This is a genomic window from Alteromonas sp. NFXS44, from assembly GCF_040148705.1.
GTDB lineage: Bacteria > Pseudomonadota > Gammaproteobacteria > Enterobacterales > Alteromonadaceae > Alteromonas.
In genome coordinates this window covers 167731-193839 of the sequence record NZ_JAGDEA010000012.1, presented here as the reverse complement: position 1 = coordinate 193839, position 26109 = coordinate 167731, and the positions used below count along the sequence as shown (strand labels likewise).

18 protein-coding genes and 1 tRNA gene are annotated in these 26109 nt (G+C 49.1%); 15 read left to right on the top strand and 4 right to left on the bottom strand.

The features are described from left to right. Positions 1–111: 111 nt before the first annotated feature. The 15 genes from J3369_RS17945 (at position 112) to J3369_RS17875 (ending at position 20805) form a co-directional block, all read left to right on the top strand. Positions 112–188, top strand: a tRNA-Trp gene (locus tag J3369_RS17945). Positions 189–250: 62 nt separating this feature from the next. After that, a complete protein-coding gene (gene secE, locus J3369_RS17940) occupies positions 251–628 on the top strand; it encodes a preprotein translocase subunit SecE (protein WP_119502620.1) in 378 nt (125 codons plus the stop codon). Between the two features lies 1 nt (position 629). Further along, positions 630–1226 (top strand): transcription termination/antitermination protein NusG, encoded by a 597-nt coding sequence (gene nusG / locus J3369_RS17935; protein ID WP_349589504.1) that lies wholly within the window; start codon positions 630–632, stop codon positions 1224–1226. Between the two features lie 144 nt (positions 1227–1370). After that, positions 1371–2474, top strand: coding sequence for a serine hydrolase domain-containing protein (locus J3369_RS17930; RefSeq protein ID WP_349589502.1), 1104 nt, complete (start codon positions 1371–1373; stop codon positions 2472–2474). Between the two features lie 151 nt (positions 2475–2625). Then, positions 2626–3054, top strand: coding sequence for a 50S ribosomal protein L11 (rplK, locus tag J3369_RS17925; protein WP_303575495.1), 429 nt, complete (start codon positions 2626–2628; stop codon positions 3052–3054). 4 nt (positions 3055–3058) lie between these two features. After that, complete coding sequence (rplA, locus tag J3369_RS17920; RefSeq protein ID WP_303575493.1) at positions 3059–3754, top strand: 50S ribosomal protein L1; 696 nt, start codon at positions 3059–3061, stop codon at positions 3752–3754. Positions 3755–4068: 314 nt separating this feature from the next. Beyond that, the gene (gene rplJ, locus J3369_RS17915; protein ID WP_349589499.1) at positions 4069–4587 is read left to right on the top strand and encodes a 50S ribosomal protein L10; all 519 of its coding nucleotides are present in this window, start codon (positions 4069–4071) and stop codon (positions 4585–4587) included. 56 nt (positions 4588–4643) lie between these two features. After that, positions 4644–5018 carry a 50S ribosomal protein L7/L12 gene (rplL, locus tag J3369_RS17910; protein WP_303575489.1) on the top strand — a complete coding sequence of 125 codons (375 nt, stop codon included), beginning with the start codon at positions 4644–4646 and terminating at the stop codon, positions 5016–5018. Between the two features lie 281 nt (positions 5019–5299). Then, on the top strand, positions 5300–9328 hold the full coding sequence (gene rpoB / locus J3369_RS17905; RefSeq protein ID WP_303575488.1) for a DNA-directed RNA polymerase subunit beta: 4029 nt from the start codon (positions 5300–5302) through the stop codon (positions 9326–9328). A 75-nt stretch (positions 9329–9403) separates the two neighbouring features. Beyond that, positions 9404–13585, top strand: a complete 4182-nt coding sequence (gene rpoC, locus J3369_RS17900) for a DNA-directed RNA polymerase subunit beta' (RefSeq protein WP_303575486.1) — start codon at positions 9404–9406, stop codon at positions 13583–13585. 303 nt (positions 13586–13888) lie between these two features. Then, positions 13889–14263, top strand: coding sequence for a 30S ribosomal protein S12 (rpsL, locus tag J3369_RS17895; RefSeq protein ID WP_070123207.1), 375 nt, complete (start codon positions 13889–13891; stop codon positions 14261–14263). Positions 14264–14340: 77 nt separating this feature from the next. Then, a complete protein-coding gene (rpsG, locus tag J3369_RS17890; RefSeq protein WP_070123208.1) occupies positions 14341–14811 on the top strand; it encodes a 30S ribosomal protein S7 in 471 nt (156 codons plus the stop codon). Positions 14812–14836: 25 nt separating this feature from the next. Next, positions 14837–16939 carry an elongation factor G gene (fusA, locus tag J3369_RS17885; protein ID WP_349589495.1) on the top strand — a complete coding sequence of 701 codons (2103 nt, stop codon included), beginning with the start codon at positions 14837–14839 and terminating at the stop codon, positions 16937–16939. A gap of 63 nt (positions 16940–17002) precedes the next feature. Next, positions 17003–18187, top strand: coding sequence for an elongation factor Tu (gene tuf / locus J3369_RS17880; protein ID WP_349589493.1), 1185 nt, complete (start codon positions 17003–17005; stop codon positions 18185–18187). 167 nt (positions 18188–18354) lie between these two features. After that, entirely contained in the window at positions 18355–20805 is a 2451-nt protein-coding gene (locus tag J3369_RS17875) for a S8 family serine peptidase (RefSeq protein ID WP_349589491.1), read from the top strand. Here the strand turns inward: J3369_RS17875 and J3369_RS17870 are convergent, their stop codons facing one another. From J3369_RS17870 to J3369_RS17855, 4 genes are read right to left on the bottom strand one after another with little or no spacing between them, the layout of a single operon-like run. Further along, entirely contained in the window at positions 20806–21432 is a 627-nt protein-coding gene (locus J3369_RS17870) for a response regulator (RefSeq protein WP_349589489.1), read from the bottom strand. Continuing rightward, positions 21429–22121 carry a sensor histidine kinase gene (locus J3369_RS17865; RefSeq protein ID WP_349589487.1) on the bottom strand — a complete coding sequence of 231 codons (693 nt, stop codon included), beginning with the start codon at positions 22119–22121 and terminating at the stop codon, positions 21429–21431. Before J3369_RS17865 ends, J3369_RS17870 begins: the two co-directional genes overlap by 4 nt. After that, entirely contained in the window at positions 22111–25239 is a 3129-nt protein-coding gene (locus tag J3369_RS17860; RefSeq protein ID WP_349589485.1) for a protein kinase domain-containing protein, read from the bottom strand. The genes J3369_RS17865 and J3369_RS17860 overlap by 11 nt, the downstream gene beginning before the upstream one ends. A gap of 32 nt (positions 25240–25271) precedes the next feature. Continuing rightward, on the bottom strand, positions 25272–26105 hold the full coding sequence (locus J3369_RS17855) for an FHA domain-containing protein (protein ID WP_349589483.1): 834 nt from the start codon (positions 26103–26105) through the stop codon (positions 25272–25274). Positions 26106–26109: the final 4 nt, after the last annotated feature.

The window sequence follows — 26109 nt, the reverse complement described above, 5'->3', positions numbered from 1 at the left end:
GCGAGGATGGGTATAATACGCGTCCCTCCCTTGCGAATCCGCGATTTTCCTTAAAGAAACGCCTCAGAATTCACAAGGGTAGTGCAACTGAAATTTGTCCGTACAGACAACAGGGGTGTAGTTCGAATTGGTAGAACAGCGGTCTCCAAAACCGATGGTTGGGGGTTCGAGTCCCTCCACCCCTGCCAGAATTAAAATGCTATAGCGAACGTTGTAGCGACTGACGACGCAGTATTGCTAGGATCGTGAAATGAGCGAAAAAACGGAAAGTACGTCCAATCCGTTGGACATGATGAAATGGTTAGTGATCTTTGCATTACTGGCCGGTTTGATTGCTGCAAACCACATGTTCGGTGAGGTTTCAGTGTTGGTACGTGCGCTTGTCGCCGTTGCAGTCGTTGCTGTAGCCGGCTTTATTGCGGCCACGACTGAAAAGGGCAGTGCGTTTCTGACATTTGCCAAAGAATCCCGCATGGAAGTGCGTAAAGTTATCTGGCCAACCCGTCAGGAAACTAACCAGACAACACTAATCGTAATGGCTGCGACGTTAATCATGGCACTGCTGCTGTGGGGCCTTGACGGCATTATCGTACGTTTAGTTGCCTTCATCACCGGAATTGGAGTGTAAGATGTCTGAAGAGAATCAAACACCAGAAGAAAATCAGGCAGCATCAGAAAGCGCTGCACCAGAAGATAAAAAGCGCTGGTATGTTGTTCAGGCTTATTCGCAGTACGAATCCCGCGTAAAGAAAACGCTGCTTGAATACATCAAAATGCACGAAATGGAAAAGTTCTTTGGTCAGGTACTGGTACCTACTGAAGAAGTGGTTGAAATGCGTGCTGGTCAGAAACGTAAGTCAGAGCGTAAGTTCTATCCTGGCTACGTGCTGGTAGAAATGGAAATGAACGAGCAGTCATGGCACTTAGTGAAGAGCGTACCTCGTGTACTGGGCTTCATCGGTGGTACCTCTGACCGTCCTATGCCTATCACCAAGCGTGAAGCAGATGCGATCCTGAACCGTCTGGAAGAAAATACAGACAAGCCAAGACCAAAAACTCTGTTCGAACCGGGCGAAGTGGTTCGCGTTACCGATGGTCCTTTCGCAGACTTCAACGGCGTTGTCGAAGAAGTGGATTACGAAAAGAGCCGCGTAAAAGTATCGGTTCTGATCTTCGGCCGTTCTACCCCTGTCGACCTGGAATTTGGTCAGGTAGAAAAAGGTTAATCGCACAAAGCGTATTTGAAAAAAACCTGCTCCGGCAGGTTTTTTTGTATCTGTTGTGTGGTTAAATATTGAACATGTTTGTCACGCCATCGCTTTCCTAAAGGTTGCACGGAAAAGGCTGGTCAGAAAATTGGAAATTCGCTTATGAATAAATTTTTCAGAATATTAGCACTTTCGGGCGTAGCTATCTCTTCTGCTTATGGCGCTGAGAATAGCGCTGGTTGGTCAGCGCTCAAGTCGGAAGTTACCGGACTTTTCACCACACAAAACGTACCGGGAATGTCAGCAGCGGTGGTGTCGCAAGGCAAAATCGTATGGAAATATGAAGCAGGATTTGTTGACGAATCACGGGCAGTACCCGTTACCATTGATACGCCCTTTTGGATAGCGTCAATTACAAAGCCTTTCGTCGGGCTGGCTTATCTTCACCTTGCCAGTGCGGGGAAGGTAAATCTTAATGAACTTGCGAGCAGCACCCCGGATTTTTCTGATACCTGTAATTGGTTAAAAGGGACGTCAATTCCCTTCGCAAAAGGCATGAAGTGCGACGCCGCTATTACCATTGACCACATTTTGCATCACCAGATTAACGGAACGCCGGGAAGCGAATTTATGTACAATCCCATCATGTACTCACGGCTATCCAGACATTTAGAATATACGTTAGCGGGCACCATAAAGGGGATGAAGGGATATCACAACCAGCTTGCTCAGGCGATAGATAAGTACGTGTTAGCTCCCGCAGGAATGAACGACACAATGGCCAGTATGTTTGACCCATCAAAAACCAGTGTGTACCAGAGAATGTCTGATGGATTTAAGGTGTCAGATGATGAAAAAAAAACAAAGTTAGCCCAACCGTCGAAGTATATTGCAGGGGGCGCCGGGATGGTGTCGACAATCCGGGATCTGGCGAAGTTTGAAAATGCGTTGTACACCAAATCAATTTTACCCGCTCCTGTCGATCAGGAATTCAATAAACAACCTGCTTTCAGTGACGGGAGCGATGCCCCTTACGGTTACGGATGGTACTTTCAAACAATAAAGGGGCATACGGTCATGTGGCATTCCGGTTGGGATCCGGAGAACGGCTTCTCAGGCGTAATTGTCAGAATTCCCGAAAAAGCGCTGGCTTTTGTCGCACTCGCTAACAGTGAAGGTATCTGGTGGCATAATAGCCTTGTGAAAGGAGAAATTGAAAAGTCACCGATAGCGAAGGCGTTTATCTCCGAAGCGTTGGCGCGGTGAGATTGATTCTTTGAACAAAAGTGGCTAATAGGGTTGCATGAGGCGGCTATTTGTTGTACATTACGCGCCCTTCGAAACCGAACGGGAAGCCGATTGAGTAAATATTCTCGAGTATTTACGAGGCGTTATACCCACTAACGAGAGCATTAAAATGGCTAAGAAAGTAACTGGCTTAATTAAGCTTCAGGTTGCAGCAGGTGCTGCTAACCCTTCTCCACCTGTTGGTCCTGCACTGGGTCAAAAAGGTGTGAACATCATGGAATTCTGTAAGGCTTTCAACGCAAAAACTGAAAGTCTTGAGAAAGGCGCTCCGGTACCAGTAGAAATTACTGTATACGAAGACCGCTCTTTCACATTCGTTACTAAGACTCCTCCTGCTTCTTACCTGCTGAAAAAGGCGGCTGGTATTAAGAGCGGTTCAGGCCGTCCTAACACTGAGAAAGTTGGTACAGTTACCCGCGCTCAACTGGAAGAAATTGCCAAGACTAAAGAGCCTGATCTGACTGCTGCTTCTCTGGACGCTGCTGTTCGCACTATCGCGGGTTCTGCCCGTGCCATGGGTCTGAAAGTAGAGGGTTAATCGAATGGCTAAATTGACTAAACGCGCTCGTGTGATCCGCGAAAAAGTAGACACGACTAAAGATTACGATTTCAACGAAGCAGTTGCACTGCTGAAAGAACTGGCAACTGCCAAATTCGCAGAAAGCGTAGACGTAGCAATCAACCTGGGTATCGATGCGAAGAAATCTGATCAGAACGTACGTGGTGCTACTGTACTGCCTAACGGAACTGGTAAAGATGTTCGCGTTGCAGTATTCACTCAGGGTGCAAACGCTGAAGCTGCTAAAGAAGCGGGTGCGGACATCGTAGGTATGGACGACCTGGCTGAGAAAGTTAAAGCCGGTGAGATGGACTTTGACGTAGTTGTTGCCAGCCCTGACGCCATGCGCGTTGTTGGCCAACTGGGTCAAATCCTGGGTCCGCGTGGCCTGATGCCTAACCCTAAAACTGGCACTGTAACGCCTGACGTTGCAACTGCAGTTAAAAATGCTAAAGCGGGTCAGGTACGTTACCGTAACGATAAGAATGGTATCATCCATGCCAGCATCGGCAAAATTGCTTTCGAAGCTAACCAGATTCAAGAGAACCTGGAAGCCCTTCTGGAAGCACTGAAGAAAGCTAAGCCTTCTTCAGCTAAAGGCCTGTACATCAAGAAGGTCAGCCTGAGCACCACTATGGGCGCTGGCGTATCTATTGATAAAGGTACTGTAGGTCTGTAAGACTTTTTACAGGTGGCATAGTCCATCTGTCTCTTGAAGGTTATGGGTTGGAGCTGTTGTATATCGCCAAAAGCGAATAACTATGGCTCCCGTCCAAGACCGCAGGCGCTAAGCGGCAAAAGAGGTAAGAGAACTTTTGCAACAACGCTTAACTTAATACAACAGCCTGCGCAGACGGTGGTTTCGACTCAGACTCTCTGGGATAACGAACACCGTAGAGCGGTATAACTTCACAAGAAGTTATATCAATCTGTGAACACTGATGGGCGTGATGGAAAACCTGAACAAACATCAGATTTTATGAGGTGAACTCAGTGGCACTAGGTTTAGCAGCAAAAAAAGAGATCGTAGCAGAAGTTTCTGAAGTTGCGACTCGCGCTCTATCCGTAGCCGTTGCTGAATACCGTGGGATGGAAGTTGCAGAACTGACTGACCTGCGTGTTAAAGCCCGTGAGCAAGGCGTATACCTGAAGGTAGTACGTAATACTCTGGCTAAGCGTGCATTGGCTGACAGTAAATTTGCAGATTTAGATAGCGCCTTAACCGGTCCGCTTATCTATGGTTTCTCTCTTGAAGCTCCGGGCGGCGCAGCGCGTTTGTTCAAAGACTTCACAAAAGAGAATAAGAAACTGCAAGTAACTGCACTTTCAATCGGTAGTGGTCTACTTGGTCCAGATAAACTGGATGCAGTAGCAGCTCTGCCTACCCGCGACGAAGCGCTTGCGAAATTGCTTGCGACCTTCAAAGCACCAGTTGGCAAGTTCGTTCAAACAATCAACGAAGTTCCTGCCAAATTTGTGCGTGTATTGGCGGCGGTCAAAGACACCAAGTAATTGGCGTTTTTGGCATATTGATTTTTTTAACTATTTAATCCCGGGAGTTTAGAGAAATGGCTCTGACTAAAGAAGATATCTTAAACGCGATCGCTGAAATGCCAGTAATGGAACTGGTTGAACTGATCGAAGCAGCTGAAGAAAAATTCGGTGTATCTGCAGCGGCTGTTGCTGTTGCTGGTCCTGCTGTAGCTGGTGAAGCAGCTGCTGCTGAAGAAAAAACTGAATTCGACGTTGTAATGACTTCATTCGGTGGCAACAAGGTTGCAGTAATCAAAGCAGTTCGCGGCGCGACTGGTTTAGGTCTGAAAGAAGCTAAAGAACTGGTAGAATCAGCTCCTAAAGCTATCAAAGAAGGCGTGAACAAAGATGAAGCTGAAGCACTGAAGAAAGAGCTTGAAGAAGCTGGTGCAGAAGTAGAAATCAAGTAATCTAATTTGCTTAGATTACCTGCCTGAAACGGCAAGGCTGGTGGTTAATATTGACCACCAGCCTTTTTGCGCTGTAGGGTGTACAGTTTTTAACCCTTTACTGTATCCACCAAAAGCACATCGGAAATTAAATAAATGAGCAGAAAACCAAAGTCTTAACTAACTATTTGGTTAAATTTTGGTGTATGCTATTTAATTACCCCGAAAAAGGGTCGTGGAAGTTTGTTGTTTGACTAGTTCAGACAGCAGGTTGGGTCAAAAATCAGCAGGCTGAGGAACCCATGGTTTACTCTTATAGCGAAAAGAAACGTATCCGTAAGGATTTTGGCAAACACCCACAGGTATTGGAAATTCCATACCTCCTTTCAATTCAGCTAGATTCATTCAAAAAATTTATTGAAATCGATGCAGATGGTCAGTACGGACTGGAAGCTGCTTTCCGTTCTGTCTTCCCAATTAAGAGCTACTCTGGCAGTTCAGAGCTGCAGTATGTGAGTTATCGTCTGGGCGAACCGGTTTTCGATGTTAAAGAATGTCAAATTCGAGGCGTCACGTATTCAGCCCCATTAAGAGTAAAACTTCGTTTAGTGTTGTTCGATAAAGATGCTGCGCCGGGTACGGTTAAAGACATCAAAGAACAAGAAGTGTACATGGGCGAAATTCCATTGATGACAGAGAACGGTACGTTCGTCATCAACGGTACTGAGCGTGTAATCGTTTCTCAGTTACACCGTTCACCCGGTGTGTTCTATGATCACGACAAAGGGAAGACTCACTCTTCCGGTAAGGTACTGTATAACGCACGTGTTATCCCTTACCGTGGTTCGTGGTTAGACTTTGAATTCGATCCTAAAGATAACCTGTTTGTTCGTATTGACCGTCGCCGTAAGTTGCCTGCAACGATTATCTTACGTGCGCTGGAAATGACGACAGAAGAAATTCTGGATCTGTTCTTCGATAAAGTACAAATCCGCATTCAGGACAATAAGCTTCTGATGGAAGTTGTGCCTGATCGTCTGCGTGGTGAAACTGCACAGTTTGATATTAAAGACAACGAAGGCGAAGTCATCGTTGAAACCGGTCGTCGTGTATCTGCACGTCACACCCGTGCGCTTGAAAAAGCGGGTATCACTGAGTTAGAAGTACCTGCAGAATACCTCATCGGTCGTGTATTCGCGCGTACTTACGTGAACGAAGAAACTGGCGAAGTACTGGTTAATGCGAACGATGAAGTAACACTGGAATTGATGGCTGAGTTAAGCCAGGCCGGTGTTAAAGAGTTTGAAACTCTGTATATCAACGAACTGGATCACGGTTCATACATCTCAGATACACTGCGTATCGACAGCTCAACAAATCGCCTCGAAGCACTGGTAGAAATCTACCGGATGATGCGTCCTGGTGAACCACCAACTAAAGATGCTGCTGAAACGCTGTTTGACAATCTGTTCTTCTCTGAAGATCGCTATGACTTGTCATCTGTTGGCCGTATGAAGTTCAACCGTCGTTTAGGTCGTGAAGAACTGGTTGGTTCAGGTACGCTGGACAAAGACGATATCGTTTCTGTAATGAAGCAACTTATCCTTATCCGTGACGGTAAGGACGAAGTTGATGATATCGACCACCTGGGTAACCGTCGTATCCGTTCTGTTGGCGAAATGGCCGAGAACCAGTTCCGTGTAGGTCTGGTACGTGTTGAACGTGCGGTTAAAGAGCGTCTGTCTCTGGGCGACCTCGACAACGTCATGCCTCAGGATCTGATCAACGCGAAGCCTATCTCTGCAGCAGTTAAAGAGTTCTTCGGTTCTTCTCAGCTGTCTCAGTTCATGGACCAGAACAACCCGCTGTCAGAAGTTACGCACAAGCGTCGTATTTCTGCATTAGGCCCGGGCGGTCTGACACGTGAACGTGCAGGCTTCGAAGTACGGGACGTACACCCGACTCACTACGGTCGTCTGTGTCCAATTGAAACGCCTGAAGGTCCGAACATCGGTCTGATCAACTCATTGGCGAGCTTTGCCCGTACGAATGACTTCGGTTTCCTTGAAACACCTTTCCGTCGCATCGTTGACGGCGTTGTGTCTGACGAGATTGATTACTTGTCAGCTATCGAAGAAGGTCAGTTCAAGATCGCACAGGCAAACGTTGCAGTTGATGAAAACGGCGCACTGATTGATGACCTGATCCCTTCACGTCACCGTGGTGAAACCACGCTGATGCCAAAAGAAGAAATCAAGTACATGGACGTGTCGCCTCAACAGATCGTTTCTGTTGCTGCCAGCATTATCCCGTTCCTGGAACACGATGACGCTAACCGTGCATTGATGGGTGCGAACATGCAACGTCAGGCAGTACCTACACTGCGTGCTGATAAGCCGCTGGTTGGTACTGGTATGGAGAAAACCGTTGCGGTTGACTCTGGTGTAACTGTTGTTGCTAAACGTGGTGGTATGGTTGATTACGTAGATGCGAGCCGCATCGTAATCAAAGTAGATGAAGACGAGATGCTTCCGGGTGAAGCGGGTATCGATATCTACAACCTGACGAAATACACCCGTTCTAACCAGAACACCTGTATCAACCAGAGACCTACCTGTAACGTTGGTGACCCGATTGTTGCCGGTGACGTATTGGCCGACGGTCCGTCTACAGACTTAGGTGAACTGGCACTTGGTCAGAACATGCGTATCGCGTTCATGCCGTGGAATGGTTACAACTTCGAAGACTCGATTCTGATCTCAGAGCGTGTTGCACAGGAAGACCGTTTTACCACTATCCACATTCAGGAGCTGAGCTGTATCGCCCGTGATACCAAGCTTGGGCCAGAAGAAATTTCTTCTGATATTCCTAACGTGGGTGAAGCTGCACTGGGCAAGCTGGATGAATCCGGCGTTGTTTATATCGGTGCGGAAGTGAAAGGCGGCGATATTCTGGTTGGTAAAGTAACGCCTAAAGGCGAAACCCAACTGACCCCTGAAGAAAAGCTGCTACGTGCCATCTTCGGTGAGAAAGCGTCTGACGTTAAAGACACGTCTCTGCGTGTACCTAACTCTGTTCACGGTACAGTTATCGACGTACAAGTCTTTACCCGTGACGGTGTTGAAAAAGATAAGCGTGCACTGGAAATTGAAGACATGCAGTTACGTCAGGTTAAGAAAGACCTGTCTGACGAATTCAATATCCTGGCCGACGGTATCTTTGCCCGTGCACGTAACTTGCTGATCAACGCTGGCGTTGATGAAGCGAAGTTAGACAGCATGCCTCGTGAAAAATGGTTAGAGATCCCTCTGACTAACGAAGATGTACAGAACGAACTGGATCAAATCGCTGAACAGCACATTGAAATCAAATCAGATTTCGATAAGAAGTTCGAGAACAAGCGTCGCAAGATCACCCAGGGTGACGACCTTGCTCCGGGCGTGCTGAAGATTGTTAAGGTTTACCTCGCGGTTAAACGTCACATCCAGCCTGGTGATAAGATGGCTGGTCGTCACGGTAACAAAGGTGTTATCTCAACAGTAATCCCTGTAGAAGATATGCCTTACGATGTTAACGGTACGCCGGTAGACATCGTACTTAACCCGCTGGGTGTACCATCGCGTATGAACATCGGTCAGATCCTTGAGACCCATTTAGGTATGGCGGCTCACGGTCTGGGTGTGAAGATTGATCGCATGATCAAAGAACAGGAAGAACTGGCTAAGCTGCGTGAGTTCCTGAAAGAAGTTTACACCTTAGGTGAGAATCACCAGGAAGTAGACATCGACAGCTTCACCGATGACGAAGTACGTCGCCTGGCAGAAAACCTGCGTAAAGGTGTTCCTGTTGCGACACCAGTATTCTCTGGTGCGAAAGAAGCAGAAATTAAAGCAATGTTGAAACTGGCTGACCTGCCAGAAAGCGGACAGATTCAATTGTTCGACGGCCGTACCGGTCGCGAATTCGAACGTCCGGTAACGGTAGGTTACATGTACATGCTGAAACTGAACCACTTAGTAGACGACAAGATGCACGCCCGTTCTACCGGTTCTTACAGCCTGGTTACACAGCAGCCTCTGGGTGGTAAAGCACAGTTCGGTGGTCAGCGCTTCGGTGAGATGGAAGTGTGGGCACTGGAAGCATACGGTGCTGCTTATACCCTGCAGGAAATGTTGACTGTTAAGTCGGATGACGTTAACGGCCGTACCAAAATGTACAAGAACATTGTTGATGGCGATCACAGAATGGAGCCTGGCATGCCAGAATCCTTCAACGTATTGCTTAAAGAAATTCGTTCACTCGGTATCAACATCGAGCTGGAAGAAAAGTAATACGGCTAACGCCATTGTATGATTTGATGGCCCGGTTCGCCGGGCTATAGAGACTGACTCCGCCGGGAGAGTAATGTGAAAGACTTATTAAAGTTTCTAAAGCAACAAAACAAGACAGAAGAATTCGATAATATTCGAATTGGTCTGTCATCACCTGACATGATTCGTTCATGGTCATTTGGTGAAGTTAAGAAGCCTGAAACCATCAACTACCGTACGTTCAAGCCTGAGCGTGACGGTCTGTTCTGTGCGCGTATTTTCGGACCTGTAAAAGACTACGAATGTCTTTGCGGTAAGTATAAGCGTCTGAAGCACCGTGGTGTTATCTGTGAGAAGTGTGGCGTAGAAGTGACACTGACCAAAGTACGTCGTGAGCGTATGGGTCACATCGAACTGGCCAGTCCGGTTGCCCACATCTGGTTCCTGAAATCACTGCCGTCACGTATCGGTCTGATGCTGGATATGACTCTGCGTGATATTGAACGTGTACTGTATTTCGAATCTTATGTTGTTACCGAACCTGGTATGACAACGTTAGAGCGCAGCCAGCTTCTGAACGAAGAAGAATATCTGGATGCACTCGAAGAGCACGGTGACGAGTTCGAAGCGAAAATGGGCGCAGAAGCCGTTTTCGATCTGTTGAAAGTCCTCGACGTAGACGCAGATGTTGCTGCAATGCGTGAAGAGCTGCCTTCAATCAACTCTGAAACCAAGCGTAAGAAAATCACTAAGCGTCTGAAGCTGCTTGAGTCATTCCAGCAATCTGGCAACAAGCCAGAGTGGATGATCATGACTGTGCTGCCAGTTCTGCCACCGGACCTGCGTCCTCTGGTACCACTGGACGGCGGTCGTTTTGCGACTTCTGACCTGAACGATCTGTATCGTCGTGTTATCAACCGTAACAACCGTCTTAAGCGTCTGTTGGATCTGGCTGCGCCGGATATCATCGTACGTAACGAAAAGCGTATGCTTCAGGAAGCGGTAGATGCGCTGCTTGATAACGGTCGTCGCGGTCGTGCAATTACCGGTTCTAACAAGCGTCCTCTGAAATCTCTTGCCGACATGATTAAAGGTAAGCAGGGCCGTTTCCGTCAGAACCTGCTCGGTAAGCGTGTTGACTACTCAGGCCGTTCTGTAATCACAGTTGGTCCTACACTGCGTCTGCACCAGTGTGGTCTGCCTAAGAAAATGGCACTTGAACTGTTCAAGCCATTCATCTACGGCAAACTGGAAGGTCGTGGTCTGGCGACTACCATCAAAGCTGCTAAGAAGCTGGTAGAGCGTGAAGCACCGGAAGTTTGGGACGTTCTGGATGAAGTCATCCGCGAACACCCGGTATTACTTAACCGTGCACCAACACTGCACAGACTGGGTATCCAGGCATTCGAACCTACCCTGATCGAAGGTAAAGCGATCCAACTGCACCCACTGGTGTGTGCGGCATATAACGCTGACTTCGACGGTGACCAGATGGCGGTTCACGTACCTCTGACTATTGAAGCACAGTTAGAAGCACGCGCCCTGATGATGTCTACCAACAACATCCTGTCTCCTGCGAACGGTGAGCCAATCATCGTACCTTCACAGGACGTTGTATTGGGTCTGTATTATCTGACCCGTGACAAAGTAAACGGCCGCGGCGAAGGCATGGTATTTACCAGCCCGCACGAAGCTGAAAAAGCGTACCGTACCGATGCTGCTGAACTGCATGCACGTGTAAAAGTACGTATTACTGAGTATGACATTGCTGAAGACGGCACAAAAACTGAGAAAGTAACACTGACTGATACCACTGTCGGCCGTGCGATCTTCTCTCTGATCCTGCCTAAGGGTTTGCCGTTTGAAATCATCAACCAGGCAATGGGTAAGAAGCAGATCTCTAAACTGCTTAACGAGTGTTACCGTACGCTGGGTCTGAAAGACACTGTTATTGCAGCTGACCAAATCATGTATACCGGTTTCCACTACGCGATGATCGCGGGTGCGTCTGTTGGTATCGACGATATGGTTATTCCTGATGCGAAGAAAGATATCATCGAAGCTGCAGAAGCTGAGGTTATCGAAATTCAGGAACAGTTCCAGAACGGTCTTGTAACAGCCGGTGAGCGTTACAACAAAGTTATCGATATCTGGTCGAACGCCAACGAAAAAGTTGCCCGTGCGATGATGGATAATCTGAAAACGGACACCGTTATTAACGCCAAAGGCGAAGAAGAAGAGCAGTCCTCATTTAACTCTGTTTACATGATGGCCGACTCCGGTGCCCGTGGTAGTGCCGCACAGATTCGTCAGCTGGCTGGTATGCGTGGTCTGATGGCGAAGCCGGATGGCTCAATCATTGAAACGCCAATCACGGCTAACTTCCGTGAAGGTCTGAACGTACTTCAGTACTTCATCTCCACGCACGGTGCCCGTAAAGGTCTTGCCGATACAGCACTTAAAACAGCGAACTCCGGTTACCTGACTCGTCGTTTGGTAGACGTGGCACAGGATTTGGTTATCACCAATGACGATTGTGGCACATTCGAAGGTGTGAAAATGACACCTCTGATCGAAGGTGGAGACGTTGTTGAGCCGCTGCGCGAGCGTGTACTGGGTCGTGTGGTAGCAGAAGACGTAATCAAGCCGGGTTCTGATGAAGTACTGGTTGAGCGTAATACGCTGCTGGACGAAGCGCTGGTAGACATGCTGGAGCAGAACTCAGTTGACCAGATGATGGTTCGCTCAGTAATCACCTGTGATAACGACTTCGGTGTTTGTGCAAACTGTTACGGTCGTGATCTTGCCCGTGGACACATGGTGGCTAAAGGTGAATCTGTTGGTGTTATCGCTGCTCAGTCAATCGGTGAGCCGGGTACACAGCTTACCATGCGTACATTCCACATCGGTGGTGCGGCATCAAGAGCGTCAGCAGAAAACAGCGTGCAGGTTAAAACTGCAGGTAGCCTGAAAATGCATAACGCTAAGTTCGTTCGTAACACCGACGACAAAGTGGTTATCGTTTCACGTTCAACCGAGTTGACTGTTATTGACAGTCATGGTCGTGAGAAAGAACGTTATAAGGTGCCTTACGGTGCAATCCTGTCTGTTGATGATGGCGCGGCGGTTGAAGCCGGCGAAATCGTTGCAAACTGGGATCCACACAGTCACCCAATCATTGTTGAGCGTCCGTCTAAGATCTCGTTTGCCGATATCGACGACTCCAACACTGAAATGCAGCAGGATGAACTGACCGGTCTGACACGTATTGTTGTTAAAGACCTGTCTAAATTTAACGCCAAAGAGCCTAAGCTGATTTTGGAAAGCGAAGAGACTGGCCTGCAGGAAATTCGTCTGCCAAGCTTCACAACTATTGAAGCCGCAGATGGAAAACTGGCTCACGCCGGTGACGTGTTAGCACGTATTCCGCAGGAGAGCTCGAAGACTCGTGATATCACCGGTGGTCTGCCACGGGTTGCTGACCTGTTCGAAGCGCGTAAGCCTAAAGAACCTGCAATCCTGGCTGAAATCTCCGGTACCATTGGTTTCGGTAAAGAAACCAAAGGTAAGAAACGTCTGGTTATCACACCAAAAGACAGTGCCGATGCTTACGAAGAGATGATTCCTAAGTGGCGTCAGCTGAACGTATTCGAAGGTGAATCTGTAGAACGCGGTGAAGTTCTGGCCGATGGTCCAGAGTCTCCACATGATATCCTGCGTCTGCGTGGTATCAGTGCGGTTTCTAACTACATCGTGAACGAAGTTCAGGAAGTTTACCGTCTGCAGGGCGTAAAAATTAACGATAAGCACATCGAGGTGGTAATCCGTCAGATGCTGCGTAAGTGTATTATTACTGCTGCCGGCGATACTCAGTTCCTGGAAGGCGAACAGGTTGAAGTGGCACATGTTAAGATCGCGAACCGTGAAATGGAAAAAGCCGGTAAACTGCCTGCTCTGTATGAAACACAGCTGCTGGGTATTACTAAGGCTTCACTGTCTACAGAGTCATTCATCTCTGCAGCATCGTTCCAGGAAACAACTCGCGTACTGACAGAAGCTGCGGTACAGGGCAAAGAAGACGATTTACGTGGTCTGAAAGAAAACGTAATTGTTGGTCGTCTGATCCCTGCCGGTACCGGTTTCGCATACCACGAGCGTCGTATGCAGAAACGTGCTGAAGCCATTGAAGAGATGTCTGTATCCGCTGCAGAAGCAGAACAGGCACTGACTGAAGCATTGAATGCTGAAGTGAGTGGTGGAGACGCATCAGACGAGTAAGGCTTGTCACTGAACGGTGGATATTTCGCCGTTCAGTGCTTTCAGGGTATGCAAACGTGAATAATCGCCTGGTTATCCTTTGTACACCTTGACACTGGCTTATGAGATCATTAGAATTCCGCGACCCAATTTCTGGTAAGTCTGCTTAATTTAGCGAAGACATACTGAAAAAGGGCCGCGGTTTTTTTGTTTTCGGGGCGGGTAAATGTAGAGCACGTTTACAACAAACTTCAGATTCAATAAGCCGTTTAACAGACCCGACCATGGATCGGGTTTTCATTTTTTACTAACAGGAGCTAGTTAATGGCAACAGTTAACCAGTTAGTGCGTAAGCCACGTCGTCAGCCAGTTGCAAAAAGCAACGTAGCTGCACTGCAAGCTTGCCCACAACGTCGTGGTGTATGTACTCGTGTATATACCACTACGCCTAAGAAACCAAACTCTGCACTGCGTAAAGTATGTCGTGTACGTTTAACTAACGGTTTCGAAGTGTCTTCATACATCGGTGGTGAAGGCCACAACCTGCAAGAGCACAGCGTTGTTCTTATCCGTGGTGGTCGTGTTAAAGACTTACCAGGTGTTCGTTATCACACTGTTCGCGGTACTCTGGACTGCGCAGGCGTTAACGATCGTCGTCAAGCCCGTTCTAAGTACGGTGCGAAGCGGCCTAAATCTTAACGGTTCTCCGTTAGTAAGGCCAAACTGAAGTAATCAGAGTTTTGGGATTTCCCTGAATTCATACGGAGAATTGTAAAATGCCAAGAAGAAGAGTCGTAGGTCAACGTAAAATCCTACCAGAACCAAAATTTGGTTCACAACTGCTTGCTAAATTCATGAATGTCGTAATGCTCGACGGCAAGAAATCAGTTGCTGAAAAGATTGTTTACGGTGCGCTTGATATTGTTGCTGAAAAAACCGGCAAAGCACACTTAGACGTGTTCGAAGATGCTCTGGACAACATCCGTCCTACAGTGGAAGTTAAATCACGCCGTGTGGGTGGTTCTACTTACCAGGTACCTGTAGAAGTTCGTCCTGTTCGTCGTAACGCGCTGGGTATGCGTTGGATGGTTGAAGCCGCACGTAAACGTGGCGAAAAGTCCATGGCACAACGCCTTGCAGCTGAAATGTTAGATGCAGCAGACAACAAAGGTTCTGCGGTTAAGAAACGTGAAGACGTTCACCGTATGGCCGAAGCGAACAAAGCGTTCGCACATTACCGTTGGTAATTAAAGTTTAAACTGAGAGAGTCGTATGCCTCGTAAGACCCCAATTGAACGTTATCGTAATATTGGTATTGTCGCACACGTAGATGCGGGTAAAACCACCACTACTGAGCGTGTCCTGTTCTATACAGGATTATCACACAAAATCGGCGAAGTGCATGATGGCGCAGCCACCATGGACTGGATGGAGCAGGAGCAGGAGCGTGGTATCACGATCACTTCTGCTGCTACCACGTGCTTCTGGTCAGGAATGCAGCAGCAGTACGATCAACACCGTATCAACATTATTGATACGCCGGGGCACGTTGACTTCACCATTGAAGTTGAACGTTCTCTGCGCGTGCTTGATGGTGCGGTGGTTGTATTTTGTGGGTCTTCCGGGGTTGAGCCTCAATCAGAAACGGTCTGGCGTCAGGCTGATAAATATCGTGTACCGCGCATGGTTTTCGTCAATAAGATGGACCGTGCCGGTGCCGATTTTGAACGTGTTGTGGGTCAAATCCGCAAACGTTTAGGCGCAACCTGTGTACCGATTCAACTGAATATAGGTGCAGAGGAAGAATTCCGTGGCGTCATCGATTTAATCAAGATGAAGGCCATCAACTGGAATGCAGAAGACATGGGTATGACTTTTACCTATGAAGACATTCCGGCTGAACTGGTTGCTAAAGCAGAAAAATACCGCACAGAGATGATCGAAGCGGCTGCTGAAGCGTCCGAAGATCTGATGGAAAAATACCTGGAAGGCGAAGAGCTGACTGAAGAGGAAATCCGTCTGGGTCTGCGTACCCGCGTACTGAACAATGAAATCGTATTGGCTACCTGTGGTAGTGCGTTCAAGAACAAAGGCGTTCAGGCCGTTCTTGATGCGGTTGTTGAGTACCTGCCGGCACCCGTTGATATTCCATCCATTAAAGGTGTGTTAGACGACGGGGAAGAAACTGAAGCAGAACGTCATGCTGACGATAGCGAACCGTTTTCTGCCCTGGCATTCAAAATTGCCACAGACCCGTTTGTGGGCACCCTCACGTTCTTCCGTTGCTATTCCGGTGTGGTCAATACAGGTGACACTGTTTATAACCCGGTGAAGCAAAAACGTGAGCGTTTTGGTCGTATCGTGCAGATGCACGCAAAAGATCGTGAAGAATTGAAAGAAGTTCGTGCCGGCGATATTGCCGCTGCCATCGGACTGAAAGACGTGACGACCGGTGATACCTTGTGTGATCCGAATCATGTTATTACACTTGAGCGTATGGAGTTCCCGGAACCGGTAATCTCCATCGCCGTAGAGCCAAAATCTCAGCCTGACCAGGAAAAAATGGGCATGGCACTGAGTAAACTGGCTGCAGAAGACCCGTCGTTTAAAGTACACACAGATGACGAGACCGGACAAACAATCATTTCCGGTATGGGTGAACTGCACCTCGATATTATTGTCGACCGTATGAAGCGTGAATTTAAAGTTGAATGTAATGTAGGTAAACCACAGGTTGCTTATCGTGAGACTATTCGCAGCAAGGTTGAAGCGGAAGGAAAGTTTGTCCGTCAGTCAGGCGGACGTGGACAATTTGGTCACGTCTGGCTACGTATCGAGCCACAGGAAGAAGGTGCAGGCTACGCATTCGTGAACGAAATCGTGGGTGGTGTTGTGCCTAAAGAATTCATTCCTGCGGTAGACAAAGGAATTCAGGAGCAGCTGCAAAATGGTGTGCTGGCAGGGTATCCTGTACTTGATGTAAAGGTTACACTGTTCGACGGTTCATATCATGATGTTGACTCTTCTGAAATGGCGTTTAAGATCGCCGGCTCTATGGGTTTCAAGAAAGGTTGTGCTGAGGCAAATCCAGTATTGCTCGAACCCACTATGAAAGTTGAAGTAACAACTCCAGAAGATTGGATGGGTGATGTTGTAGGCGATCTGAATCGTCGTCGCGGCATGATCGAAGGTATGGAAGACGGTGTAGGCGGGATCAAGATTGTTCGCGCGAAAGTACCGCTTTCAGAAATGTTCGGGTATGCGACTGACTTGCGTTCACAAACGCAGGGTCGTGCGTCATACTCTATGGAGTTCTTCAATTACTCTGAAGCGCCTAGCAATGTTGCAAAAGCGATTATCGAATCAAGAAACTAAATCTTAATGAAGGTTCGGTCCGGTCTGTATTGGGTCGGACTTTTAACTTAGGAAACGAGAAAAATGGCAAAAGAAAAGTTTGAACGTACGAAACCCCACGTAAACGTGGGTACTATCGGCCACGTTGACCACGGTAAAACCACTCTGACTGCAGCAATCACTACTGTTCTTGCAAAGACTTACGGTGGTTCAGCTCAGGCATTCGATCAAATTGATAACGCGCCTGAAGAAAAAGCGCGTGGTATCACCATCTCTACTTCACACGTAGAATATGACACGCCTACCCGTCACTATGCGCACGTAGACTGCCCGGGACACGCTGATTACGTTAAGAACATGATCACTGGTGCGGCTCAGATGGACGGCGGTATCCTGGTAGTTGCTGCGACTGATGGCCCTATGCCACAGACTCGTGAGCACATCCTGCTGGGTCGTCAGGTTGGTATCCCTTACATCATCGTATTCATGAACAAATGTGACATGGTTGATGATGAAGAGCTGCTGGAACTGGTTGAGATGGAAGTTCGTGAACTTCTGACTGAATACGAATTCCCTGGCGACGATCTGCCAGTAATCAAAGGTTCTGCACTGAAAGCCCTGGAAGGTGAAGCAGAATGGGAAGCGAAAATTGTTGAGCTTGGCGAAGCTTTAGATAGCTATATCCCGGAGCCAGAGCGTGCTATCGACAAGCCGTTCATCCTGCCAATCGAAGACGTATTCTCAATCTCAGGCCGTGGTACTGTTGTAACTGGTCGTGTTGAGCAAGGTATCGTTAAAGTTGGTGAAGAAGTAGAAATTGTTGGTATCAAAGATACGACTAAAACTACTTGTACCGGTGTTGAAATGTTCCGTAAGCTGCTTGACGAAGGTCGTGCAGGTGAGAACGTTGGTGTTCTGCTGCGTGGTACTAAGCGTGATGACGTTGAGCGTGGTCAGGTACTGGCTAAGCCTGGTTCAATCACTCCTCACACTCAGTTTGAAGCGGAAGTATACGTACTGTCTAAAGATGAAGGCGGTCGTCACACTCCATTCTTCAAAGGTTACCGTCCACAGTTCTACTTCCGTACAACTGACGTAACTGGTGCCGTTGAGCTGCCAGAAGGCGTAGAAATGGTAATGCCTGGTGACAACCTGAAATTCGTCGTTGACCTTATCGCTCCAATCGCGATGGAAGAAGGTCTGCGCTTCGCAATCCGTGAAGGTGGTCGTACAGTAGGTGCTGGTGTTGTAGCTAAAATCATCAAGTAATTGATGACTACACACTAGTCCGGAAAAAGGTCGCGCAAGCGGCCTTTTTTATATCTGTTATCCGGCTGAGTCAGTTGCAAGCCAGACTGAAATTATTAGGGGTAATCCCCTATGTCGGTAAAATAGTCAATGGGCAATACTCGTTGTGTAAACAAGTGAGGTTACCCATGAAAATATTAAATAAGAAAACACTGCTTTCCGTTGCTGTTACCTGTGCCTTGCCCTTCGGCGTAGTTAATGCAAAAACTTTCGATTCCGCTCTCGCTGCACAACTTGCCGAAGCGCCTGTTGAGTTACAGGAAGTTATCGTTACCTTTGACGGTTCCGGTCCGGTATCAGCACTGCAGCTTAATGCCCTTAAATCCCTTGGTATCACTACCGGCGTTTCAATGCAGAATTTGCCTATTGTTGGCATTCTTGCGACCAAAGCTCAGGTAGATGCACTGTATAGCCGCGATGATGTAGTATCGGTTTATCACAACGCTCCTTTGGATTTTGAAAATTACGAGTCCACGCAAATTACTGGTGTACAGACCATGCGGGCTGACCGTAGCTTGCGGAACGGTGGCGTACCGTATTCCGGTCGTGGCATTGGTGTTGTGGTTAATGATTCCGGTGTAGACGGCACCCATTCAGATATCGCTTATCCGGATCATGTTGTTCAAAACGTTCTGGCGCAGACCAACCTTGCGTCTTTCAGCAGTATCCTGCCGGTCACATATCAGGAAAATGTTGCCAACAGTGACATCGGAGGTGGTCACGGTACCCACGTAGCAGGCACTGTAGGCGGAAATGGGGCCAAAAGTGGCGGACTGCATGCCGGTGTGGCACCCGGGGCTGATATCATCGGCTACGGCTCAGGAGCAGCCTTATTTATTTTAGATACCATCGGCGGCTTCGATTACGCGCTGACCCATCAGTACGATTATAACATCCGCGTTATTTCTAACTCCTTTGGCAATACCGGTGATATCGGAACGCCCTTTAATCCGGATGATCCAACTAACGTAGCAACCAAAGCACTGGCAGACCGCGGCATTATTACCGTCTTTTCTGCCGGTAATTCCGGTGCCGGTGAATCCACCATTACCGGCAACTTTAAGAAGGCCCCCTGGGTGATAACCGTCGCTGCCGGCGACAAAGACGGTAAGCTGGCTGATTTCAGTTCCCGCGGCGTTGACGGCAAAGGAGGGGAAGTGGTTGTTGACGGTGAGGTATTTACCTGGGAAGACAGGCCCACGGTAACAGCACCCGGTGTAGACGTCATTTCTGCCCGTGCGTCAACGTCAAGCCTGGGAGGGCTGAGTGCTCAGGATGACGCAGATATGATTGAACCGCAGCATCTGCCGTTTTATACAGTGTCCAGCGGTACCTCAATGGCTGCGCCGCATGTTTCGGGAATTGTGGCATTGATGCTGGAAGCAGATCCGGATTTGCAGTGGTATGACGTCAAACATATTTTACAGGAAACAGCGACGCCCATGGCGGGCCGAAGTGCGTGGGAAGCAGGTGCCGGTTACGTCAATGCCCACGCTGCGGTCAATGCTGTTGTCAATGGCACAGAGGTTTACGGTGATACCGTCAAACTTAACCGCAGCTTCAATGCATTTGCCAATGTGACTGAAGGTGACAGTTTCACTATGCAAACGACATACATCCCGGTGGGAGAGAGCCCGACGGAAACCTTCGATGTTTCTGCGGATGTGTCAATGGTACTGGCTTCCGCGATTATTGAAACCGGTACGGCATTCGTGTTGGAAGACCCGGCCGGAAACCGTTACGGGTCTGGTATTGGTTTACCGGTATTAGGCTCAGCGGTTGGCGCAGCGGCTCCGGGTATGGCCGGTACATGGAAGCTTTACAGTCGCGGAATTGGCAGTGTAAGCGGAGTGTCTCTTGATCCGCTTGGCGTCACCAATGGTGTTGGTGTACCCGGTACGGTGGACGTCAATATCCGTTTGCTGGAAACGGCAGGTTATACGGGCATTGAAGACAGCGAAGGGCACGGCGCTCAGAGCTTTATTGAGTACGTGGTAAGCAGGCACCTGATGGACGCCACTGCTAATGGCTTTAAACCAGACAGTTTCATTACCAGGGCTGAACTGGCAGATACCCTTACGCTGGCAACCAGTCTGCGTCAGACGTTGTCAGGGAATGCGTCTTATTTTGCTGATGCCGGCAGTTATGGTGCTTCAATAAACAGCGTGTCAGCTGAAGGCACACTGCTATCAGACCGCGAACAAACTATGAAACCGGTGATGCTGAATGACTCTGCCACGGTATTTGGGGCAAGTGATCTGGTCAGCCGCGAAGAACTGGCTTACTCACTGGTACAGGGACTGGGATTGCAGGCGGAAGCCGAAGCCTTTGACCCGGACTCTCCGGTAGTGGCGATTGTATTCGGGGAAGCGGTGGAGATAGACGATGCCGGTGAGATAAGCCCGTCAATGCGGGGTTATGTTCAGCAGGCTCTGGCACTTGGTCTTATGCAGCCTGAGTTATCTGTGACACAGGGGCGGTTCGATTTGGAACCGGTCATATCTGCCTCCTTCGTACCTGCAAACGCGGTTACGCGGGCTGACACCGCCTTCAGTATCACGCTCAGAGATCAGCTTTAATTATTCCAGCAGGCCGGCTTTGCCGGCCAGACGGATTAATTCTGCAGAGCTGGTGACATTCAATTTTTTATACATATTGCTACGGTGATTCTCGGCGGTTTTGAGACTCATCGTCAGCAATTCAGCTATCTTCTTACTGGTATTTCCCGCCGCCACAAGGAAAAACACTTCCCGTTCTCTGCGGGTCAGCACACTGAGTGGATTCACAATATTGCCTGATGCGGGGGCTGCTGCACCTTCCAGGCCGGGAAATACGCTTTTTCCTGATGCAATCTGCTTAATAGCACAAAGCAGTTCGTCAGCGGAGGTTTCCTTCTGAAGGTAGCCCTTTGCACCGGCATCAAACATGGCTTCCATGTATTCACGTTCATTGTGCATGGACAACACAAGTACCCGTGTCATCGGCCGCTGGGTGAGGATTTTATCAATAGCAACCAGGCCACTCATTTCCGGCATGGAGATATCCATAATCACTACATCCGGGTTTTGTGTGATCACAAGGTTGATCAGACTCACGCCGTCACCACATTCGCCGGTGACAGTAAACTGACCGTCTGCTTCGAGCATCTGAATAAGCCCCTGACGCATAATGACATGATCATCTGCCAGCACGATTTTTATAGTCATAGAGGGATCACCACTGTGGTTGTTGTACCGCCACCGGAGGCGGATGCTATTTCCAGAGTAGCATCAAAGGCCCTGGCACGATCGGCAATACTGGTTAAGCCTACACCCTGCTTTACGCGGCCGGTCTGAAAGCCTTTCCCGTTGTCACTGATTTCAAGGCGGATGGTGTTGTAACTGTTTTGCAGCCGCACCGTTACAAGTTCAGCTTCACTGTGTTTCAGGGTATTGGTCAATGCTTCCTGAGCGATGCGAAAAATCAGGGTGCTGATATCTTTACTGATATCACAATTTATCGTTATCTCACAGCGACATTGGATAGCCTCTTCTTCAAACAGGGAGCGGCATAACCATTTCAGCGCCGGTTTGAGCCCCAGATCATCAAGAATGACGGGACTCATCATGCGTGACAGCTGCCTTACGTCTTCAAGTGCCAGGTTAGCCAGTTCAGCAAGCTCTGCCATTTTCGGATCAGCGGCACTCAATGTATGCAGACGGCGGGTGAGGGCGGTAAGCAACTGGCCCACACCATCGTGGAGTTCACGGGACAGATTGGCCTTATCCGCTTCCTGCTGTGCCCACAAACGTTTGGCCATCAGGGTTAGCTGCTGCTGTTCCTCGTCCAGACGATTTCTGAGGTATTGCTGCTGACGGAGAATATCGTCAATGAGTGTTTGCTGTTCACTGCTCAAGATACGTCATCCTGTATTGTCTGGCCTGATCTTCTGTCAGACGGGACAACCAAATCTCAAGAGACTCGCTGGCAAGCTGCTTATTGTGCTCACCTTTCAGCTCCCGGTAATAGAGGTGGCTGCGCCAGTAATCGGGGTGTGCGGCCAGCGCCTGTTCCAGCTTCCCGGTGACGTCTTCTCCGGCTTCAGCCTGCAAGTAAAGCAGTTGTAGGTAATACTGATAATAAACAGGCTTCACCAAGGCTTCTGCCCGTTGCATCAGCGGACTGTCTTTATCAAGGTTCAGGCGTTGTTGCAGATCCAGTGCAATTTTTATTTCTGTCAATACCGGAATATTGCCGGGAAACAGCGTTGTAAGCTGATCACCGGTCAGTGTCGCAGTATTGCCGGCTGGTTGTGGTGAGCTGGCCAGCTTCAGCCAGTTCAGCACCGCCATCTGTTCGGTCATCTCATGGGTGACTGAACCTGTGGCTTTGCTGATTTGTTGGTTAAGGCAGGTAAAGTCTGCAATCAGCAGGCAAACCTCACCGTGCCACAGCGTGATTTCAGCCAGCGAGCGGGCGTCTGTCGTATCTACTGCCAGCGCTTCGGCCTCTGCCAGGCGGGTAAAGCTCTGCTCAAGATCACCTTTAACAAAGTTCAGGTAGCTATAGAGCAGGTGATTGATCATCTGCTCGTGGTGCATTGTTTCAGACAAAGCGCCGTCTGTAAGGGTCAGCAACCTTCCTGCTGCTATCCAGTCACCTTTTACCAGCGACAACTGGGCCATATTTTGCTGCGTACGGATCGTATGGGCTTTATCTTTCGCTTCCATGAATTGGTTCAGCGCCTGCTGCCAGTAAATATCTGCAAGTGAAAAGTCGCCGGTGAGAAAATGCATGTAGGCCACATTACTCATACTGGCCGCTTTTTCACCCTGATTGTTACCGGACGCACGGATATCCAGGCCTCTTTTGTAATTTATCAGTGCCCTGGCGTACTGTCCCTGCTCTTCGAACAGGAACCCCAGTGTATCAAGCACGTGAGCAAGCTCTTCGTCGTCACCCAAATCGGCGAGGATATCTGATGCTTCATTCAAAGCTTCCTCTGCTGTGTCGTAGTTCCCCAGTACTGCCGATGCATTGGCGAGGTTAGCGAGTGTAGTTGCCCGTTGAGCAGGAAAAGTATCTGCTGTGCGAAGCATGAGTGCATCAATAAAATAACGGCTGGCAGCTTCGTATTCCGCCAGTCTGAGGTGTGCCACGCCAAAGGCATTTAATACCAGCCCCTCGCCTTCTTTGTCGCCCCTGATACGGAATGCAACGAGGGCTTTGGTCAGCTCGTTATTAATCGCTTCGTTAATATTTCCGTTAATGATTTTAAGGCGAGCAAGTTCAAACCAGTACTGACCATTGCCGGGGGCTTTCTCTGTTGCCTGCAGCCAGGCTTGCATTGCGCCGGCGGCATCACCGTTCCATTCCAGCACCATTCCTTTTTCTGCCAGTAACTCTGCACGACCCGGAAAACGGTCAGTCAGCAAGGTAATTGCTTCCAGTGCAAGACTGGCATCATCGTTGAGCAATGCGCGGATATACTGGCCTTTCAACTGCCAGTAAGGCTCAGAGTTTGACAGTTCTGACAATCTGTCCAGATAGGTGCGGGCTGAGGCCAGATCGTTTTCGTTCAGCGCTTCCTCTGCTGACAGTACCCAGGCTGCCGGATAGTCTGGTGCGGATTGCCGGAGACTGGCGAGTGCTTCTGCCGCGGTACCCGGGGATGATGGTGACATAGTTGCAATTACATCACTTATAAACGCCATGTCCGGTACGTCTGACGGTGTATCTGTCACTCCGGCCAGCGCTTCAGATAACTCACCGGCAAACCTGGCGGCATCGCGGGCCAGTGTGTCAGCCGAGAAGGGGGTAGCCAGATCAAACAATACGTCGTCAGAGATACCGGCATAACCGGTCGCTCTGATAAGCCAGGTGGATGATGATGCTTCTGAGGCATTCAGGGCAATAACGACTCCGGCATCCAGAGTGATGGCAAGGTCAGCACGGTCGTCCCGGTTTTGCAGCGGCTTTAACGACAAGTTCCGGCTGATCTCAGCCGTTTCTCCGGGGTCCAGCACATCAAACTGAGGTGAAGTGCTGATGGGGAGGGCAGTCATTGCACTTATCACACTCAGAACCGGTACATCCGGCGCGGAGACAATCACAACCCGTTGGGTGCCTGTGAGCATCGGGGCTGCGGAGCGGGTTCCTGCGTAGAGGCCGGCCAAAGCAATGAGCAGCACCGCAGAAGCCACAAGCAGAGTTCTGCCTGTTCTGCCCCGGTTTTTTTCTTCCGTCTGCGTTAACAGGGTATCAATGTCCGGCCTTTTCAGCGGTGGTACGGCAGTCATGGCTTTGAGCATATTCCGCTGTCGCCGTTCCCATCGTCGGTCCTGAATAGATTTCGCTGAGAAAATTACCGCATCCAGCGCCAGCGCCAGCACTTTGCCAGCTGAATAAACATCTGATGTGGCTGCCGGTATGCCGGTCTGAAGAATTTCCGGTGCAGTAAAGCTTTCATGACCGCTGGTCTGCTCCGCACTGTTTACCGACTGACCAATGCCAAAGTCAATCAGTACCAGATTGTCTTCCTCATCAATCAGAATGTTATCAGGCTTCAAATCACCGTGGCGGATCCCGCTGTGATGGCAGGCCGCCACAGCCCGCAATAACGACACTTTCCATTGTTCAAACTGGCGGGCAGTAACCGGCTGATTGAGACGCACGTAAAGCGGTTCACCGGCAACATAAGCCATGGTAAAAAAAGCATCAGCGTGATGGGTGTAGATGTCATGGATGCGGATAATGTTCGGGTGTTGCAATTTCCGCCCTGTGAGGACTTCATTGCGCAATACTTCCATTTTTTCAGGATGGCGGTTTGCACCCGGGATATATTTCAGTGCAATCTGTGTATCCAGAAGCATGTCAAAGGCGAAGTAAACGCTGGCCTGAGCGCCCTGACCTAAGTGTGAAATGATACGGAAACGATCAGACAGGACTGTACCTGCCTCGAGAAGAGAAGCGTTCTGCAATTGCTGAGTAGCCAGTGCGTCACCATGGGCCGCACCATTATTATTATTCTGCAAAACCAGCCTTATTATCCTGAAAAAGGATAAATTCAGGAACGACGTAACAAGGTTAGTTTATGTTCGATAGAAAGGAATAACAAACGTAATGACAAAATATCCGCGATCTGGCGGGCAAAAGCCACTTCTGTGCCGGTAAAATACTGCCTGCCGCTTGTGTTGTCTCCATACAGTACACCAGTCACACCGTGATCACTGATAAGAGGAATACATACAGCCGCGCAGATATGATTGTTCACCACACTGGCTAGCTGATTATAGTGAGGCTTTGCACTGATATTGCCGATGGCAAGCGGTTCACCTTGCGTAATGGCGTTGCGGATCACAGTGCGGCTGCCGGTAAAGCGGTTTTCGTTCATCCATTCGGGATGTCCGTCGGCAAAGCTGATATTGGCCTGACTGTCGCAAAAGATGACGGCAGCCCTTTCGCAATGCAGGGTTTGAGTAAAGCAGTTCTGCACCATCTCAATCAGTGAACGGGTGTCGTCGCAATCTGACAGATCCTGTTTCAGCTGGTTTAATCGTTGTTGCCGCCATACGGAAACGGAATCAGTGCGCAAGGTGATGTCGTCGCTCAACCGCTTCACTTCACAGGCTACCGGGCCGAAGTGCAGCACCTGGGCATCGCCGAGACGCATTGACGACACCGGTTGTCCGTTAAGGTAGCAGCCGGTACTGCTGGTATCGTCCAGCGACCAGTTGTCATCGTTCTCAGCACATAACAGTGCATGCTCCCGTGACACCTGGGGGTGGGGAATAATGATATCGGCCTGCTCGCTGCGTCCGAGAACATAGCGGCGGCCGGGCAGCAGCTTGTGTTCAGTCACAATTCCGCTTTGCCCGGCAATGGCTAACTGTAAAGGCATAGTG